At 61.9% G+C, this 18,380-nt stretch carries 5 protein-coding genes; 1 reads left to right on the top strand and 4 read right to left on the bottom strand.

What is annotated here, in order from left to right; genetic code table 11:
• Positions 1-216: 216 nt before the first annotated feature.
• The 3 genes from FIV38_RS10650 to FIV38_RS10660 all read right to left on the bottom strand — a co-directional run bounded on the left by FIV38_RS10650 (position 217) and on the right by FIV38_RS10660 (position 9,463).
• Complete coding sequence (locus FIV38_RS10650; protein ID WP_092238040.1) at positions 217-5,307, bottom strand: NEL-type E3 ubiquitin ligase domain-containing protein; 5,091 nt, start codon at positions 5,305-5,307, stop codon at positions 217-219.
• A 108-nt stretch (positions 5,308-5,415) separates the two neighbouring features.
• Entirely contained in the window at positions 5,416-8,574 is a 3,159-nt protein-coding gene (locus tag FIV38_RS10655; RefSeq protein ID WP_092238037.1) for a transglycosylase domain-containing protein, read from the bottom strand.
• Positions 8,575-9,004: 430 nt separating this feature from the next.
• Entirely contained in the window at positions 9,005-9,463 is a 459-nt protein-coding gene (locus tag FIV38_RS10660; RefSeq protein WP_092238034.1) for an REP-associated tyrosine transposase, read from the bottom strand.
• 968 nt (positions 9,464-10,431) lie between these two features.
• Between FIV38_RS10660 and FIV38_RS10665 the strand changes: the two genes are divergently transcribed.
• Positions 10,432-11,847, top strand: coding sequence for an amino acid permease (locus FIV38_RS10665; RefSeq protein ID WP_092238031.1), 1,416 nt, complete (start codon positions 10,432-10,434; stop codon positions 11,845-11,847).
• A 37-nt stretch (positions 11,848-11,884) separates the two neighbouring features.
• On the opposite strand, the gene FIV38_RS10670 is transcribed toward FIV38_RS10665, so the two are convergent.
• The gene (locus FIV38_RS10670; RefSeq protein ID WP_092238028.1) at positions 11,885-18,367 is read right to left on the bottom strand and encodes an NEL-type E3 ubiquitin ligase domain-containing protein; all 6,483 of its coding nucleotides are present in this window, start codon (positions 18,365-18,367) and stop codon (positions 11,885-11,887) included.
• Positions 18,368-18,380 lie beyond the last annotated feature (13 nt).

The following is an 18,380-nucleotide window of genomic DNA, read 5'->3' on the forward strand; positions in this document are numbered from 1 at the left end:
GGGTGGCGAAGCCGCCCCAAATCCTGCTGGCTCGGTGTGCCTGAAATATCTACGGCGTCTGGAGTGGGGCTGCTGCGCAGCCCAGCGCGGGGCAAGCCCGCTCGCCACAACAAGCCCGCTCGCCACAGGAAGCCCGCTCGGCACAAGAAGTCTGCGGGCCACAACAAGCCCGGTTGCTACAACAGGCCAGGACAGGCGCCGATCGTCCGCTCAGTGCTAACTGAACTGGATTAAAGCCTGGCGGGTCAGGCGGCGGGCAAGTTCGTTGTAGTCATTTTGGATGCGCTCGTAAAAACCCAGCACGGTGCTGTCTGGCAATGGTTGTTCGGTAAGTACCACGCTGTGTGGGATAACCAGTTCGTCGGCCAGCACCGCCAGTTGCTCGCGCACGTGTGTCTTGGCCTCGGCCGTCAGTTGGCCTGCGGACCATTGTTGGTGCAGTTCCAGCAGGTCCTGCAGTTGGCTGCCGGCCTTTTCCCGCAGTTCGTCCTGGGTGTTGAAGGCTTGGAGATGGGCGTCGTGCAGGTAGTCGCTCCAGAACGGTTGCTCCAGTACGCCGTTGACCAGCCCGTCACCTTGCTGCAACTGACGAATCGCACGTGCCGCTCTGTCGAGATGGGCCTGGGTCACCCTGGCGGTGTTGCGGTAGACCATGTGTTCGGACACCCACGGCAGGTTCAGGCGTGTCTTGAGCCCGGTCTGGTAGGCGAGGTAGACCTGCACGTCATCCACCTGGCCTTCACCGCTGCCAAAGGTTTGCCCCAGGCCGCCTTCGCTGACCGGGGTGACGCGGTGCAGGACTTCTTCGCGGGCCAGGCGGTTGACCTGGTCCAGGCGCCAGGATTGCCTGGCCAGGTTCACCAGGCGGCTCTCGCGTTGGAGCAGTGCCTGCGGGGAGTTATCCTTGAGAATGTGTTCGAGCATAGTCTCGACGCCCATGCGATTGAATACATGCGCGCCGGCATCCGCGCAATTGACCGGCGTCGCGGCCAGGCTGAACATCCGCTCGCGAAACTGCGGGTTCTCATCCATCGCAAACAGCAACTGCCAGACCCGTATGGCCAGGTCTTCCCGGCCTTCGCGAAACAATTGCGCATCTATCTCGGTCTGGAACTCCACCGGTGGGCGCAACAGCTTGAGAAGGTCGAAAACTCCCTGGGAGCCATGCTCTTTTTCAACGTCGTCCCAGACGTTGATGGCCACGTCGCGCTCGTCGCCGTCCAGGCCAGACAACCAATACTGCCGCTCACTCGCACCGCTGCGGGGCGCCGTGCGATAGGGGTCGAAACCAAACGCCCGGCGGTAGCTGACAAAACGGTTTTCATCCTCGGGTTCGAGCTTGCCACGGTCCAGCCAACTGCCGGCGACGATGCGCGCACCCACCGAGTCTTCGGCGAATTGCGGCACGCTGCTGACCTCAGTGTGGGTCAGGTCCAGTTCGGGGATCGCCAGTCGGGGGCTGTCCAGGCCTTCTGGCCATTGGTTGATACCGGTTCGGCGCAGGGCCAGTCGGCGCAGTTCGGGCATCAGGCTGATGTCCGGTGGCACTTTCAGCTGGTTGTGCCCCTCCAGGTTCAAGGAGCGCAACTGCCACAGCCGTTTGAGCACTTCGTAGTCATAGCGCACCCACCTGATCGGGTTATGGCCCAGGTTCAGCGCGCTCAGGTGCTTCAGGTCGGTCAGTTGGGGGGGCAGGCCGGTCAGTTTGTTGTGGGACAGGTCCACCGTACGCACGCTGGGGAAGTTATGCAGAAAGCCCATTTCCTGGTCCTGCAGGCGCGTACCACTCAGGTTCAGGCGGGTGACATGGCTGAAGTCGGCCCGCAACGGTTCAATGTGGTGTATGTAGCGGCCCAGTACCAGCTCACTCAAGTCCAGCAAGGTGCCGCGCGCGCGGGGTTGCGTTGGCAACATGCTCTGGTAGGCGCCATCCTCCCAACAGGTGCGCAACTCTTTGAGGATCATCTTGCGCATCAACAGTTCGTTTTCCGCGAGCACGCTGCCTGCCGGGCCGAGGGTTCGGCGTTTGCGAATGTAGCGCAGGTCTTCGAGCAGCCGCAGGTGGTCGGCTTGCAGCTTGACCAGCAATTGCTTACCCGCTGGGGTTTGGAGAAAGGGCGCGACCTGCGCGATCTCTTCTTCGTTGAGCAAGGGGCACAGTGTGCTCAGGGTTTCTCTGAGCGTCGGCGTTTGCGCCGGCCGGCGGCGAAACAAGCGGCGGAAGGCTTCGAAGCCGGGCTTTTGCAGCAGGCGTTGAGTGACGCCCTCGTCGGCCCGACGTCGGCTGGGTGCTTCCAATACCGTACGGCGTGCGGCCAGGGGTTCAAGTTGCTCCTTGAGCCAGGCCCTGAATATCTCGCCCTGGCCTGGCCGATAGCCGAGCGCGTCAGCGGGGAGCACGCGCAACAGGGCTTCGTAGAAACTGTACTGCGCCACGTCCGGTGCACCGTGGATCTGGTAGCGTCCCTGGCTTTGGTACAACAGGATTTTCTGCGTGCCGGCGTCAGTCGGGCCGACCTGACAACGCAAGGGACCATCGGCCGATTGCCTATGGATGGCGATATTCAGGTCGCCCAGCGAGTCGCTGTTCAAGCGCACGATATTCAAGGCCATGCGCTCGGTATCCGGCGTCAGTAAGGCGTCGTCGTACAGGCCTTCGCTGGCGTGGCTGGCGCGTACTTCGTTGGCCAGTTCCCGGGCGAGGTTTTTCAGGCGCAGGGGGATGCGCTGTTCGCTGCTCATCACCTCCAGTTCCCCGGGTGAGGTGCGCAGCAGCAACAGGCTCACCAGGTCGCTGGGCAGGTGCGGGAACTGCTGTTGAATCAGTTGGCCGTGGGGCGTGTCGAGCACTTCGCGGGTGCTATAGAGGTGGTTGAAAATCGCGGTCTTCTGCGGCACCAGGCGCTCGGCCAGTTGCCCGCGCAAGGCCTCGACCTGCCCGGATTGCGTGGCGGGCGCCGGCGAGGGCAGTAGCGCCTTGAGTTCTGCCTCGCTGAGAAACGCCACGACGTGCTCGGGCAACTTGCCGGCCCGGACATCGTGATGGCTGATTTTCAGGGTATTGGCCTGTGTGGCGTCGGTGGCTCCGTAGCGCATGGCATAGCCGCTCAAATCGTTATTGATAAACACATCGATGGCTTTGTCCGAGGGCCAGCCGGCCAGCTCGCTGATGGTTTGCACTGACCAATTGGTCGGCAGATCAGGCATGGCGCCGGTGCGCATCTGCTGCGGTGCCTGTTCGACTTGCCGGTGCAGGCGGCGGCGCTTGAGGCTGTCGGCCAGCAGGGGCGGCGGCGGTTCGCGGTGGGCGTACATCATGCGCAAGGCGCCGTCGTGGGTGCCGCTGGTTTCACAGGCCTGCTCCAGCTCTGCGGGCGTTAGGCCCTGCGCCAAGGGGCCCAGGCGAGCGCGCAAGGTCTCACGGTCCCAGGTATGCGGGTCTTCGGCCTCATGCAGCCAGGCGCCATGGTCGTTGTGGTCGAGTTTCGGTGCATAGGCGTGCGGCCGGCTCGGGTGCTTGATCCGATACGTGTCGGCGGTGGGGCCGTGTTCGACCACATAGTGCCGGCCCTCCAGGCGCAGGATGGCGGTGTCGCCATGGGCGTGCAGGCCCAGGGCATCGGGCTGTGCGTCGCTGCGCAGTTGCAGGTCGTTGCGTGCGTAAGGCGTCAGGTCCGGGTTCCATAGGCGGGGTTGCCCGTCGACGTCGATCGGGTGCAAACCGTCGACAAACGACGAGCGCTTGAAGGCACTGCCAAGGCCTGCGCCGGCGGCGAAGGTGGCCAGTTGCACGACATCGGTGGCCACGCTGACAAGGTGGTCGGCCGCTTCGCGAAATTGCCCTTCACCCAGGTCTACCAGGCCTTCGATGGCATCGCTGCTCAGTTGATAGGCGGTATAGGCCAGCATCAACTCACCGAGGAACGGTACGAAGGGTGTGATGACCAGCAGGGCGATATTGAAAATATCCGCGACGATTTTTGTCAGGTTGTCCCACCAGGCCCAGCGCTGGTGGCTGTCAGCGTCGGCGGTGGCGACGGCAATCGTGCGCCCGTCATTGAGAATCTTGTTCAGGGCTTGCTGATAGAGGTGCTCCCACAGATCACCGTCGATACGCACCGCCGAAAACTGCAGGCGGGGATTATCCAGCAGCGTCTCGCGCCATTGCGGGCGCGGGTCCAGGGGTGATGCTTCATGCCACTGCACCCGGCACAAACGCTGATCCAGCCCGGCAAAGAAATGCCCGCGCAGCCCATGGTCGACAAACTGGCTGAAGAACTGCTGGTAAGTCTGCTGCCCCCGTGAGGGGATCGGCGCGTTGGCTTGCAGTTTGCGCGTCAGGTCGCGCATGAAGGCCAGGCTGGAGTCGTATTCCTTGACCGGGCTTTCGGGGTCATGGGGGATATAGGCGATCAGTTTTGACACGCTGGATACCCGGTCCAGGTCTGCGGCAATCAGCAGGATCCCGGTCAGTGGCGCATCCAGAATGTGCAATTGGTAGAACTGCAACACCCCGCGCTCACCGCGTAATGCGCGCATCAACACCCCGTAGGCCGCCCGCCCCAGGTCTGGAACCTGTTGGTCATTGGTTTTCAGCACCGCCAGTTGCGCGGCGGCTTTGAGGGCGGCTTTTTGACTGGCGATGATGCTGTGCTTGAGTGCGGCGCGGGCGGCGGGATCGCTGGGCAGCAGGTGGTCTTGCAAATGCTGCTGATAGCGGGTGCCAAGGTCCAGTTCTCGGCACAGCGCCTTGAACTGCTGGATGGACATTTTGGGGTGCAGGGGTTTGAGGGTGAAGTGGCCCCGGTAGTCGGGTTGAGAGATGTAGCAGGAGTCGTCTTCAAAGGTTTCGCTCGCGGCAAAGTTATGCAGCGCCGCATCCAGCAGTGACACTTTGCGGCTGGTCACTCCAGGGACAATAGTGAGTGCGTACCAGGGCAATTTTTTGGGGATATACAGGTTGAGGAACGTACTTTTGACGTCGACGTTCAGGCGGTATTTGTCGTAGATGGCCTGCTTCAACAACGGCTCGGCAAACGCATACACGTCTTGCACCTCGCGCAGTTGGCGATCCACCGCGTTTTGCGCGCGCCAGCCTTCGGCATTGGTGCGCTGCAGCACTTGGTGTTGGCTGGGCGAGGCGCTGGCGTACCAGGCCGGTCGGGACAGTTCGGCGCTGCCCAATGGGCTGACCCTGGCCAGGGTGGCGGTGGTAAGCCAGTCGGGGATGAGCTGTGTTAGCCGTTCATAGTGGGGCCCTTTATAGAGTGTCGTAGATGAATGGGCAGGAGTGGGCAATTCGGGCATGCAGTAACGCTCGCTAGATGATTTTAAGCATTAGCGTATCTGCTGAAGTTCAGAACAAAAGTTCAAAATCCTGGGGATGATTCGCGGTTCAAGTGCGGCAAAAGTTCATTATTCAAATGCATGACTGAGATAACTAACACCCGGTTGCGGAGCTTGCGTGTATTCAACCGAAGTGGATGCCGGGGCCTGGCACAACGTGTGCGCACCCGGTTGCAGGTAAGGGCTGAGGATCGGTGCCATCCCCTTGAGCACCTGGACCGGTAGCGCAGAGGTGAAGGTGAAGTTTTGCGCTGAACTGCCGGGGACAAAGGCCGTCAGCGTGCCGAAGTGCTGGTCGCCGATATAGAACACGAAAGTCGCAGTACGGTTGATCGACTTGGAACTGAGAATACGGCCGCCGGCGCCCACGGCCTCGATGCGGTTGTCGCCGGTGCCGGTCTTGCCACCCATGGTCAGGGGCGTGCCATCGGCGAGTTTGAAACTACCCGCCACGCGTTTGGCTGTGCCGGCGTCCACCACTTGCGACAGCGCGGCGCGCAGGGCCGTGGCCACCGCACTGGGCATCACCCGTTTGCCGCGGTCCGGGTCGTTGACCACGCGGGTGTCGTAGGGCGTGGCGGCGGCAAAGTGCAGGCTGTCGATGCGCAGCGGCGGCTGGCGCACGCCATCGTTGAGGATGGTGCCCACCAGCTCCGCCAGCGCTGCCGGGCGGTCCCCCGAACTGCCGATGGCGGTGGCCAGGGACGGCACCAGGTGGTCGAAGGGGTAGCCGACCTGCTGCCAGCGCTGGTGAATGTCCAGGAACGCTTCAATCTCCAGCATGGTGCGGATCCGACTGTCGCGGGCGCTCTTGTGCCGGCTCTTGAACAGCCAGCTGTAGACTTCCTGGCGCTCATGTTCGCTGGCGGCGACGGCCTGGGAGAACGTCGCGTCGGGGTGGTTGAGCAGGTAGCCCAACAGCCATAGGTCCAGCGGGTGGACCTTGGCGATATAGCCCTGGTCGGGCAGGTCATAGGCCCCGGGGCCGTAGTTGATATAGAGCGTGTCGAGGCGCGCATCGGTGAGTTTTTCGGCGCTTTTGGTCGCCGGCAGGTGGGCCCGGACGAAGCTGTTGAAACTCTGCTGACTGGCCTGCGGCAACAGGTAGCGATGCACGGCGGCCAGGCGCATGGCGGTGGGGTGCATGCTGTCGAGAAAGGTGTCGAGACGGGCCTGGGTGTCTTTGTTGCGGTACTTTTTCCAGAAGCGCAGCAGGAACGTGGTGCCCTCGCGGTCGGCAAAACGAGCTAGGTATTCCTGACGACGCGGGTCGCTGTCGTCCTTGAGCAACTCGGCGCTGTTGTTGGGCCCCTGATAAGTGCTGTAGCGCACCAGGTCACGCATCAGGCGGATGAACGGCAGGTTGATCGACTCGCGCAGGGCATCGCGCAGGGTCGGGTTGCGGCCGTTGTCTTCATTGCGAAAGTTATGGAAACGATGCAAGCCGCCCCCAGTAAAAAAAGCTTCGCCGGGGCTGGCCGAGTATTGCCGGTCGAGGGCCGCATCGAGCATGTTCGCCAGGCTGTGGTCGTTGTGCTGTATCAGGTAATCCACGGCCCAGCGGGTCAGGCGATCCTGGTCGTTGACCTCGATTTTTTTCAGCGCGGCGGGCGCCTGGCCGGCATAGCGCTCATGCAATTCGCTGATCATCTGCAGGTAGGTGGTCAGCACCCGTAGCTTGGCGGTAGAGCCCAGTTCCAGCTTGCTGCCCTCGTTGATATCGAAGGGTTGGTCGGTGCTGTCGGTCTGCACCCGCACCCGCGCGCCGTCGGCGGTCATCTCGTAGAGGTTGAAGCTATAGCGCACCTGGGCGGTGCTGGTGGGCGTCAACAGGCGCGGACCGAGCAGCCCCAATTGCGCGGCAAACGCCGGGTCTGCCAGGCGCTTGAGGTAGTCGGTGGCCTGGGTTTGCAGCTCGCTTTGCAGGGTGCTGGTGGCGGCCAGGTCCAGCCGATCCAGATCGTACAGCGGACGGTTGAGCAGGGCGGCCAGGCGGCTGCGCACCACGCTGATACCTTTGTTGGTTTCGATGGGTTGGATTGTCGGCTGTTGCTGCCAGTCGCGGTAAGTCACCTTGCTCGCCAGGGCGGCGTTGATCAGTGTCGGTTCGATCTCGCCACTTTGCCCCAGCAGGCGCAGGTGACTGTCGGTAAGGCTGGCCAGCTCATCGCGGCCTTTGGACAGGTAATGGGACGGGCGGCGCTGGGCGATCATCAGCGACAACACCTCGCGCAGGGCCAGGCCTTTTTGTGCCAGGTTTTTTGCATCGTTGCCCGCCAGCAGGGCGTTGGTCTGGTTGAAGTCGGCGCCGTACCAGACCCGCAGGCCTTCGGCGATGCCATGCACTTCACCATGCCCGGGAACGGCGGACAGCGGCACGCTGTTGAGGTAATCGCGCACGATATTTTGCCGCGCGGCCAGGGTTTGCGGACCGCCCTGGTAGGTGCGCACGCTGGCGGAAATCATCTGGCGGATCTTCTCGCCGCCGGAGAGAGTCAGCCCATCGGGGGAGTGACGATACTTTTCCAATTGCGTGGCCAGGGTACTGCCACCTGCGGTCTGGCCGGGAAGGTGCAGCAGCTTGGCCAGTTGCGACCACGCGGCCTTGGCAAAACGCGGCCAGTCCACGGCGGGGTTGGCCTGGGGTTGGGCGGGGTCCAGCAGGTCGCGGTTTTCAATAAACAGAAGACTGCTGACGATCACCGGGGGAATGGCGCTGAAGCTTGGATAGAACTGTTGTGGATAGTTGAACTGGTACAGCGGTTGCGCACGGCAGTCGCTGATCGACAAGCCGGCCTGAATCTTTTCGGCATAGGGTACGAACAGGCCATGGCGGGTGTAGTCCAGCAAGTCCTGGGAAAAGTGGGCCTGGCTCTGAATCAGGTAATTGCGCTGCCGCAGGCGCGGCAGGAAATCACCCAGTGCGCTGTAGCCCAGGCGTTTGTCGAAGGGGCCGTCTCCTGGGTACACAATGGCGTCGCTGGGCCCCGGTTGCACGGTGTACACCAGCGTGGCCGCGACACGGCTGAACTCCCGGGCCTGCCATTTGGAACTGCGCACCTCCCGCGAGGCGGCATACGCCAGAGCGACCAGCCCCACCACCAGCAAAAGCCAGAACCAGCGCCACCCGCGCCTGCGTCTACGGGGAATTTGTGGCAATGACTGATCGTCCGGACTGTCGGTGGGTTGCGCAGCGGTGGTCGAACCGGTTTGCCATAACGCGCCCATAGTCGATTGATCCATTCACGCAGATTGATCGGACTTGCCTGAAGCTTAGACGCTGGTTGGCGGGTAGGCAGAATTTGTATGTGGTCGTGGAGGGCGCCTCCCCAAAGCCTGCTTGCGCGGTGTGTCTGGGGTAGCTGGGGTGGGTTTTTGGGGCTGCTGCGCAGCCCAGCGCGGGGCAAGCCCGCTCGCCACGACGCGCCCGGTTGCCACAGCGGGCGCTCTGGCCGCAGTCGGGGGCTGGCGCGGTAAATGTGGAGAGGGGGCTTGTCCCCCGTTGGGTGGCGAAGCCGCCCCAAAGCCTGCTTGTGCGGTGTGCCTGGAGAAACTGGGGTGGGTTTGTTGGGGCTGCTGCGCAGCCCAGCGCGGGGCAAGCCCGCTCGCCACGACAAGCCCGGTTGCCATGACGGGCCCGGTTGCCACAGTAAGTGGGCTAAAGCCAGGCGGCGTCCCAGAGGGGGTAGTCACCGATGTGGTCGACCAAGCCGGCACGCAGGGGGTTGGCGACGATGTAGCGGGCAATTCGGCGAATGTCTTCTTCGGCGCGGACTGCGCGGTCATGGTAGCCACTTTGCCAGAAGCGTTCCCTGATGCCCCGTGCGCGGTTGATGGTCAATGTGCTGCGGGACTTGGTCCTGCCGATGACCTGGGACAAGGGAGCGTCGCCTAGCTCAAATAACCAATGCAGGTGATCCGGCATGATGACCCATGCCAGCGAGTTGACCAGGCCCAGGTCATGGGTGTGCTTGAGTTCTGCAACCAATAACCTACCCAGGCGCAAGTTGCTGAATAGTGGATAGCGTTGGTGGACCACGGTGGTGATGAGATAGGCCCGTCCTGGCTCGCAATAGCGGCCCAGGCGTAACAAATGGGAGTTGGGTTTCTGGGGCAATCCTTTGCTCCTTGAGGTATGGGTGGAAGGTTTATTGACCCTAGTACTTGGTGTTGGAACGAGATCCTGAAATCGGTGTGCGGATGTATCTGTGATGGGGTGTTTGCCCTATGGCCGGAGCGCTGTAGGGGGGGCGCGACGCCAGAACCTTATTGCTCGGTGTGTCTGGGGTAGCTGGGGTGGGTTTTTTGGGGCTGCTGCGCAGCCCAGCGCGGGCAAGCCCGCTCGCCACAACAAGCCCGCTTGCCACGACGGGCGCTCTGGCCGCAGTCGGGGGCTGGCGCGGTAAATGTGGAGAGGGGGCTTGTCCCCCGTTGGGTGGCGAAGCCGCCCCAAAGCCTGCTTGCGCGGTGTGTCTGGGGTAGCTGGGGTGGGTTTGTTGGGGCTGCTGCGCAGCCCAGCGCGGGCAAGCCCGCTCGCCACAACAAGCCCGGTTGCCATGACGAGCCCAGTTGCCATGACGGGCGCTCTGGCCGCAGTCGGGGGGCTGGCGCGGTAAATGTGGAGAGGGGGGGCCCCCGTTGGGTGGCGAAGCCGCCCCAAAACCTGCTTGCTCAATGCCCCTGGAGTCACTGGGCTGATAGCCCGTTCACCATGATGGGCGCTGGCCTGGAATAGCTGGTTTAGAGCCTTTAAGGCAGGTATATCCGCCAAAGGTAGGGGCATGACGGCGCACCCGCCCTGTGCAATACTCGCCGGCGTTTATTGAAGGCGATTCCTACAGGTCTCAGGGAATGCTCCTCTGTCGAGCCGGCGTTTTCCGGGACTTATCGCTGAACTTTGCTGCTTATTGAGTGAAAAGCCCTACTTGCGGCTTTTTATACTGCACCGCCGCCAAGCTGGCCGGTTTAACCGGGTCAGACGGGCTTGTCCAAAAGGCGAGCCTGGTACGACATCCTTATGGCGACCCGCCGTGAGGATGGACACTGGGTGGTTCCTATCCAATAACAAGATGAGGTTGTACCCCTATGCCCGTTGGCAATCACCTGCCCCACGGCGAGACCGCTTCCGGCGGCCCGCTCAAACGTGAACTGGGCGAACGGCATATTCGCCTGATGGCGCTTGGCGCCTGTATCGGTGTCGGTCTGTTCCTGGGTTCGGCCAAGGCCATTGAAATGGCCGGCCCGGCAATCATGCTGTCGTACATCATCGGCGGCCTGGCGATCCTGGTGATCATGCGTGCCCTCGGCGAAATGGCGGTGCATAACCCCGTCGCCGGTTCGTTCAGCCGTTATGCCCAGGATTACCTCGGCCCGTTGGCGGGCTTTCTCACTGGCTGGAACTATTGGTTCCTGTGGCTGGTGACCTGTGTGGCCGAAATCACCGCCGTCGCCGTGTACATGGGCGTCTGGTTCCCCGATACGCCCCGCTGGATCTGGGCCCTGGCGGCCCTGGTGAGCATGGGCACGATCAACCTGATCGCCGTGAAGGCGTTCGGTGAGTTCGAGTTCTGGTTCGCCCTGATCAAGATCGTCACCATCATCGCCATGGTCATCGGCGGCGTCGGTATCATCGCCTTTGGCTTCGGCAACGACGGTGTGGCGCTGGGCATTTCCAACCTGTGGGCCCACGGCGGCTTCCTGCCCAATGGTGTGCAGGGCGTGTTGATGTCGTTGCAGATGGTGATGTTCGCCTACCTCGGCGTGGAGATGATCGGCCTGACCGCCGGCGAAGCGAAGAACCCGCAGAAGACTATCCCGAACGCCATCGGCTCGGTGTTCTGGCGGATTCTGCTGTTCTACGTCGGTGCGTTGTTCGTGATTCTGTCGATCTACCCGTGGAACGAAATCGGCACCCAGGGCAGCCCGTTTGTCATGACCTTTGAGCGTCTGGGCATCAAGACGGCGGCCGGTATCATCAACTTCGTGGTGATTACCGCGGCGCTGTCGTCCTGCAACGGTGGGATCTTCAGCACCGGGCGCATGCTCTACAGCCTGGCGCAGAACGGCCAGGCCCCAGCGACATTCGGCACCACCTCCAGCAACGGCGTACCGCGTCGTGCGCTGCTGCTGTCGATCTTCGCCTTGCTGCTGGGCGTACTGCTCAACTACCTGGTGCCTGAAAAGGTGTTTGTGTGGGTGACGTCCATCGCCACCTTCGGCGCGATCTGGACGTGGGTGATGATCCTCCTGGCGCAGCTCAAGTTCCGTAAGAGCCTGAGCCCCGCCGAGAACAAGGCGTTGAAGTACCGCATGTGGTTGTACCCGGTCAGTTCGTACCTGGCGCTGGCCTTCCTGGTGTTGGTGGTGGGCCTGATGGCGTACTTCCCCGATACCCGCATTGCGTTGTATGTCGGCCCGGCCTTCCTGGTGTTGCTGACCGTGTTGTTCTACACGTTCAAACTGCAACCGACCCAAGTCAGCGGCTCGCCCCGCTCGGCTTGATGGAACATGCCCCGGCCCATAAAGCCGGGGCATTTTTTTACGTGCGTTGCTGCGCCGCCTGGGCGGCAATGGTCAGTTGGCGTACCAGGCGATTTTGCTCTGCCTGCTCCAGGTCAATCAGTGACTGACGCCGTTCCAGGTACTCGTCCGAGTGCCGGTCCGGTATCTCCTGCTCCAGCAACCCTATTCGGTAGCGGATACTGTCCTTGACGGTCGCAAAGGGCTCCGGATAGCACCTGGCCAGATATTCGATCCAGAACCCCTCCATCAACAGCCACTCGCGCAGCGCCGGACTTTGCCCGAGCGTTTGCAGTTGCGTGCGCGCGTTATCAATGATGTCTGCGGTCACATAGTCCTCAACGGTGTACAGCAGCTCCAGTGGGTGAAAGGGCAGCTTGAACTCCGCTGCCAGTTTTTCGCGGAAGTAGATAGTGACCTCGGCGGGATCGACTGCCTGGCGGGCTACTTCCCGATCATGAATGAACTTGTCGGAAATATAGTCCAGCTGGTTGAGGTAGAAGCGCCCGGTAGACAGCGCGATCAGCGCGCGATCACTGGCTTGGCTGGAGCTTTGCAGCTTGGCCAGGTGGACCTGGTGCTCAAGCTCCATGTTGGTAAAGGCCAGCAGCACACTGTCGCCACAGTTGCCTGAACCATAGGTGTTGAGGAACACGTTATTGCGCAATTCGGTGGATTCCCCCATGGCCCGCAGCAAGGTCCACACCCTTTGGGTCAGCGCGTTGCGCGACGCGCCAGCGGCGATGTACGCATAGGTTTGAGTCAGGTCCGAGAGCACCCGGAAGGCATCATCGGGGCTGGCGCCCTCATGGGCCTTGAGTTGCTCCCACAGCGCCCTGCAGGCCGGAACCTCGGCAGCGGGTACCCCGCTCAACCATTGGGATACGCCGTCAGTCGCTGGCGGTTGATGCCTGGGGCCAAGTACACCGCCCAGCCGCACGCCCGTGTTGCGTCGGTACTCTTCGATACGCTCCAGGGTGGCCGGCGAGAGGGGGTTGTCGTGCAGCAGGACATTGCGGCGGGGCAAGCCGATGCGTTCCTGGGTGAATACCGCTTCAGGGATCTCGCTGATGGCGTTCTCCTGCAGGTGCAAATCCTCCAGGCGGGCGAGCGTCTCCGCTCCGATGGGCCATTGGGTCAATCCGGTATTCACCAGTTGCAGCCGGTGCAACTGGCTCATGGCGCTCACATCCGGGGTCACGCCAAGATGGGGGTTGTTGTCCATAATCAACTCGCGCAGGTTGACCATGGAGGCCAGGCGCTGGGCCGAAGCCTCGGTGAGTCGGATGTCGTTGTCACTGAGGTTCAAGTGTGTGAGCTGAGCCATGTCAGTGATGGCGCTGGGTAACTCGGTCACCATGCAATCCAGATGCAGCCCTCGCAACCCGGCGAACTTGCTGAGGAAGTCACTGGCCGTTTGAGGAAAGTGATTGCCCGCGATTTTCAGGAAGTCGATGTGCGCAAAACCCTGGGTGCCGCTGATGAAGTCGGCAGGGGGCAGGTTGCCGTCATCCAGTTGCAGCTCGACGAATTGGGCGTCCACGATCCCCGCCAGATACAGCGAGCGATTTTCCCGGCGCCACGCTGAGCACAACTGCTGGGCAATGTAGCGGCGGTTGCCCAGGCTCATCCCCAGTGGGTCGTGCAGGTGTTCGTCCTCGCTTACGGGCGTGTCGGCCCAGCGTGACAGTGCCGTTTCCATCGCTTGGTATTCGGTACGCCGCCGCTCTATTTCAATCAGCGCCGCCGGCTCGCTCAGGTTCAGCGATTGGATCAGTTGCCGGGCTTGATCGTTGCTCATCCGGGGGTAAAGCTCCTGGACCTTGGTGACCAGGTCGGGGGAGCGATTGCCACTGAACGGCCAGAACCGGCTCCAGAACGGGTACACCAGGAGTGTGCGCTCACCCCCCATCGGCGGCACCATCCAGGGTTGCAGGTGTTTGAGGTCCAGCAGGCTTTTGATTGCTACCCGTTGGTTGAGCGCCAGGGTGAAAATCTGTTGGCGCAGCGCGGCAACGCCTGCGTCGTCGGTCACCTCCAACGCGATTTTTTCGCTGTCGGACAACGTCGACACAATCACCTCCAGCAAGCGGTCCGACGGTTGCCCCACAAGCTCGCCCGACGCGTCGTAAGCCTGATAGCCACCTTGGGTCCGGGCGATCTGTCGATGTTGGCTGGCGGCGCGCGGACCTGCGCTTTGCAGCAGGTGCCCCTGGAGATTGGCTTGGTGGATGTCGATGCGCAGGTCCGCCGGCCAGGTGGGCAGATCCTTGAGCAAATGTGCGGTGATCCGGTCGCTGTCGGCGTTGCTGCACGCGTCGCTGTACAGACCTTCATAGGCCCGGTTCAGACGCACGTCATCGGCCGACAGGCGCGCCTGCTCGGCAAGGCGCAGACCGGGGGCTTTCTTTTGTTGCAGTTGCTTGAGTTCCCTGGGGGTGGCTTGCCCGAGGATCGCCTGGACACTGCTGGTGGGCAATTGTGGATGGTGGGCTTTGAATTGCCGGACCCATTCAGGACTATCGCTTTCGCTGCGTAGGTAGAGCGAGTTGAGTAATTGCGGCTTTTCCTTTTCGGTGAATTCGACGATCTGTTTCACCAGCTTGAACAAGCGGTCATTGCTGGAGTCTGGCAGTTCACCGAGCAAGGCCTGGGTCACCTCGTCGTTGGTGATAACGGTGTCCAGCAGCCTGGCGTTTTCATAGTCACTCTTTTTGACCAGCAATACCTTGTCGTTTGGCAGGTTGCGATCGGGGTACTGCTGGATGACCCGGTTGTCGCTGTCGATTACACGAATGGCGTGACTGTCGGGCCAGTTTGGCAGGCTGGAGAGCACCAGCAGTTGCAAGTCCGGGCGGGCGATACGCGAGGTAGGGGTGTTGCCCAGTGCTTCGATGAACTGCAGGATTTCCTGTTCGATCTTCAGGCGTTTGCAGGTATCGGCCAGCAATGGGGGGGCGGCAAGCCCTGCATGGTGGATGTGGCGCAGGAGCCTGGGCGGGGTGTTGGTGAGGGCGAGGATATTGACCGACTCGGCCTGGGTAAAGGAGTAGGGGTGATTGCCCAGGCGGTAGAGCAACTCGTGGTCGTTCCAGCTCATCGGGTTTTCGCTGGCCAGGCGCCAGGCACCTTGGCCGTTGTGAGACAGGACGGGGGTGTCGACCCCGATTTTCTCGGGGTGGACCAGGCGCCATTTGTACAGGCTTTTGTCAAACACGACCCGGTACAGAGAACCGAAGAGTGGCAGTAAATGTTGAGCATTCCACTTAAAAATACCCTGGGTGTCCGGTGCCAGGTCGGCGGGCAGCTTCAGGGGCTGTTCGTATTGCATCAGCGAACCGCTGGCCAGGCTGACATACCCCGCCGGGCTGCGTTGGCTGCTCATGTAGTTGCCCAGCTTGGTGCGCAGGCCCTGAGCGTCGGTGGCGCTGTTCATGCCCAGCAACTGACGTTCGTGGGGCTGTAACACCGAACCGATGGCCAGGTAGAAACTGTCCACGGTGGCGGGCACGGGAATCGTACCGCCGTTAGGCATGTCGTATGCCTCATAGACGCCGTTGCCGTAATGGCGCAGTTCCACGGTGGGATCCTGTGGCCCGCTTGAAACGTAGGGTTTGGCGATGTCGCCGGCGACCACTTCGGTGATGACGAACGGGCGCTTGAGGGTGTTGCGCACCAGCGCCGAGGCGAACTCCCTGGCCCATTGGTCAATGTCGTCACTGTAGGCGCGGGGGTGGTACAAGCCGTCGATGGCCGCATCGATGCGCAGCGCGGTACGGTGGTTGTCCAACCGCTCATGAAAGGCTGCCGGCAGCGAACCATGCTGCAAGTAAGCCTGTTGCTGGCGTGGCGTCAGAGGGTGCTCCTGCAACAGGCGTTCCAGATTGGCCGGTGACAAGGGGCGGTTGAGGTCGCGCAGCTTTTTCAGTAAGGGGGTGACGGTCACCAGGGGCGGCGAAGCCTGGGTGGGAAGAAAACGGCGTACATTCGCCGGGGCAAGCGGCTCGCTTTTTTCGTAACCGGCGTAATTCACCAGCGCGCTGAACACACTCAGCCGCTCGTCGCTGACCAGGGTCGTGACCTGCTGGCGCAGCCGCGTGATGCGTTGCGCGGTAGTCTGAGCGCCATGGCCTTCGATGCCCAGGCGCGAGGTGCCAGGTTGCAGCACGATGATCAGGCTCAACAGCGGCTCGTCGGTATTGGAGGGCGGGTGCGCAGCGCCCAGGGCGCTATAGCGTCCATCATCGCCGCGGACAATATTGATGGTGTGTGCGCCGAGTGGCACGACTTCGGTTTTGCTGAAGCTCTCGATCACTGTGTGCTGGGGGGCGCGGATGCTCAAGATGGCGTTGGCGGGCCACTGCGGCAGTTGTGTCAGCAGGCAAAACACCGCGCTGTCACCGTAGGGGGGGAGGTAGCCGGGCTCGTTGAAACGGTCGATCAGCAGTTGGATCAATTGATCGGCCTGCACACGCCGCACCCCTTCGGTCAGGTTCAACGGCGCCGGCTCCGAGCGCCAGACCTTGTCCAGCGTAGTACGGGTGGTGGCGGTGCTGCGCAGCATGGTTTGTATCTCTGCTGGCGGTGCCACGGAGGAACCATTGGGCAGCATACGTTGCAGCAACTCGATGTCCGAGAGGGTGTGGGCGTTGTGCAGGTCGAACACCCACGCTTGTTTCGCTGGGTTAAAAATAATCGGCGGTGTGTAGCCCTCGTTGCGTTGGTGCGTGAGCACGTAGCGCATCTGCTGGTCGTCGTGCTTGACCTTGGCCACCAGAAATTGCTCATTCTGGTTCAGCTTGACGTACTGCTCGCCATCGACGTGGTAGATCCCCAGTGCATCGGGGCTGCGGCCGTCGAGCAGCGCCTGGCGGTCGTGGGCATAGGGCTGTGCGTCTGGTTTCCAGAGGCGCTGGTTGCTGATTTTGCGCGGGTTGCCGATGTTCTGCATCAGTGTTTGCATGCGCCGGCGCTGCAAGCGGCTGGCGGTTACGGTCAGCCGGCCGCTGACGATCAGGTCGGCCACATCTGTCAGGCTGCTGGCAAACGCGATGGTTTCGCCTTTTACCGCTTGATCCAGGCCTTGGATCACGCTGTAGGTCAGGCTCCCTAGCATCAGCAGTTGGGTGATACGCATCATGCCGGTGATGCCACCGGGTAGAGGCGTCAGGAGCAAGCCGAGAATTTCGCCCTTGATCTCCTGCACCGCGTCCTTGAGGGCTTCCCAGTCGGCTTCGGCGCGATCAACGGCAAGTGTATCCAGGTCAGTCTTGCAGCGCTGAATCTGTCGGTAAGTCAGGGCCTGCACTAGGCTTACTGGTGGCTTTGACTTGGGGGTGGCGGTGAAGCGGATGTCGTCAAGGGTGCTGGGCGGGAAGGCTTTGTGAAACCCGTCATACAGGGCTCCCTCCAGCCAACCCAGGTTTTGCGGACGCGTCTTACGGCTCAACAGTTTGTTGAAGACGGACATGCCTACCAGGGGTAACTGCCGGGAAAACCAGCCCAGATCTTGTTTTTGATGGCTATCGTGCAGTTGCTGGCGGAACGCCTGTTCGGCGGCGCGTGCGTCGGGGTGATGGCGCAGCGCGCCCCCTGGGCGGAATGGAAAGTACGACAACACACCCAGGGCCGCGACACGAATCAGTAGCAGGGGCACTGAAATGATGTTTTCCCAGGGGACGAAGGGAACGGCCACCACTAAGGTTACGCCCGAGGTCAGGCCTAGTGTTTCAATCTCCGGTTGAGCACCGGTGTTCTCAATCGCCGCGTTCAGCGTGTTGTACATTTCACGGGTAAGACCGCTCTGGGCCCGGTTGCGCCAGGCATCCAGCACGTCGAACTGCAGGAGCGTGCGTGCTGAAGTGCCTATCAGGCGACGAAGCAGGCCATTCTCGCCCAAGGTGGCGTTGATCCGGGTTTTCAGCTGGCCGCCCAGGTCCAGTTCGCGCACCACGTCGATAAACGCCTGCGCCGAGAGGCTGCGGTCATCGCCAGGACCAATCACTTTGCTGGCTTGGACCAGGCTGTAGCCAGACTCGGTAATCCTGCCGTGGGTAAAGCCAAAGTTGACGCAGGCCGCCTCCCATAAGGTCATGCTTTTAACGTGGTCGATGTAGTCCCAGTCTTGCGTGTAGGAGCGGCGGCGAAAGCGTGTGCGTTCGCCGCGTTTGGGCTCCCACGGGAAAGGCTTTTCGACTTTTTCCCGGTAGGTGGTATCGAAGTGGAAGGCTTCGGGATCGCGCCCGCCAATCCGGCTGCGCAGCTGGGCCAGGCCTTCGGTCTTGAAGGCCTGGACCAGGCGGTCCTTTTCGGTTTCGACTGCGGACAGGGCCGTCAGGGCCTCACGCTGCAGTTGCACATAGCGCTTTTGTTCATCGAGCGTGAGGCCGCTCAAGGCTTGCGTGAGGTTTTGCCGGATCTGCTCAATGGCCTCTTGTTGTTCCCAGGAGGTGCTCGATTGCAGGTTGCCGGATAAGCCGTTGAGTAACTCAGAGGTCGGCATAAGGGAGTGGCCT

It is taken from the genome of Pseudomonas proteolytica (assembly GCF_007858275.1).
Taxonomy (GTDB): domain Bacteria; phylum Pseudomonadota; class Gammaproteobacteria; order Pseudomonadales; family Pseudomonadaceae; genus Aquipseudomonas; species Aquipseudomonas proteolytica.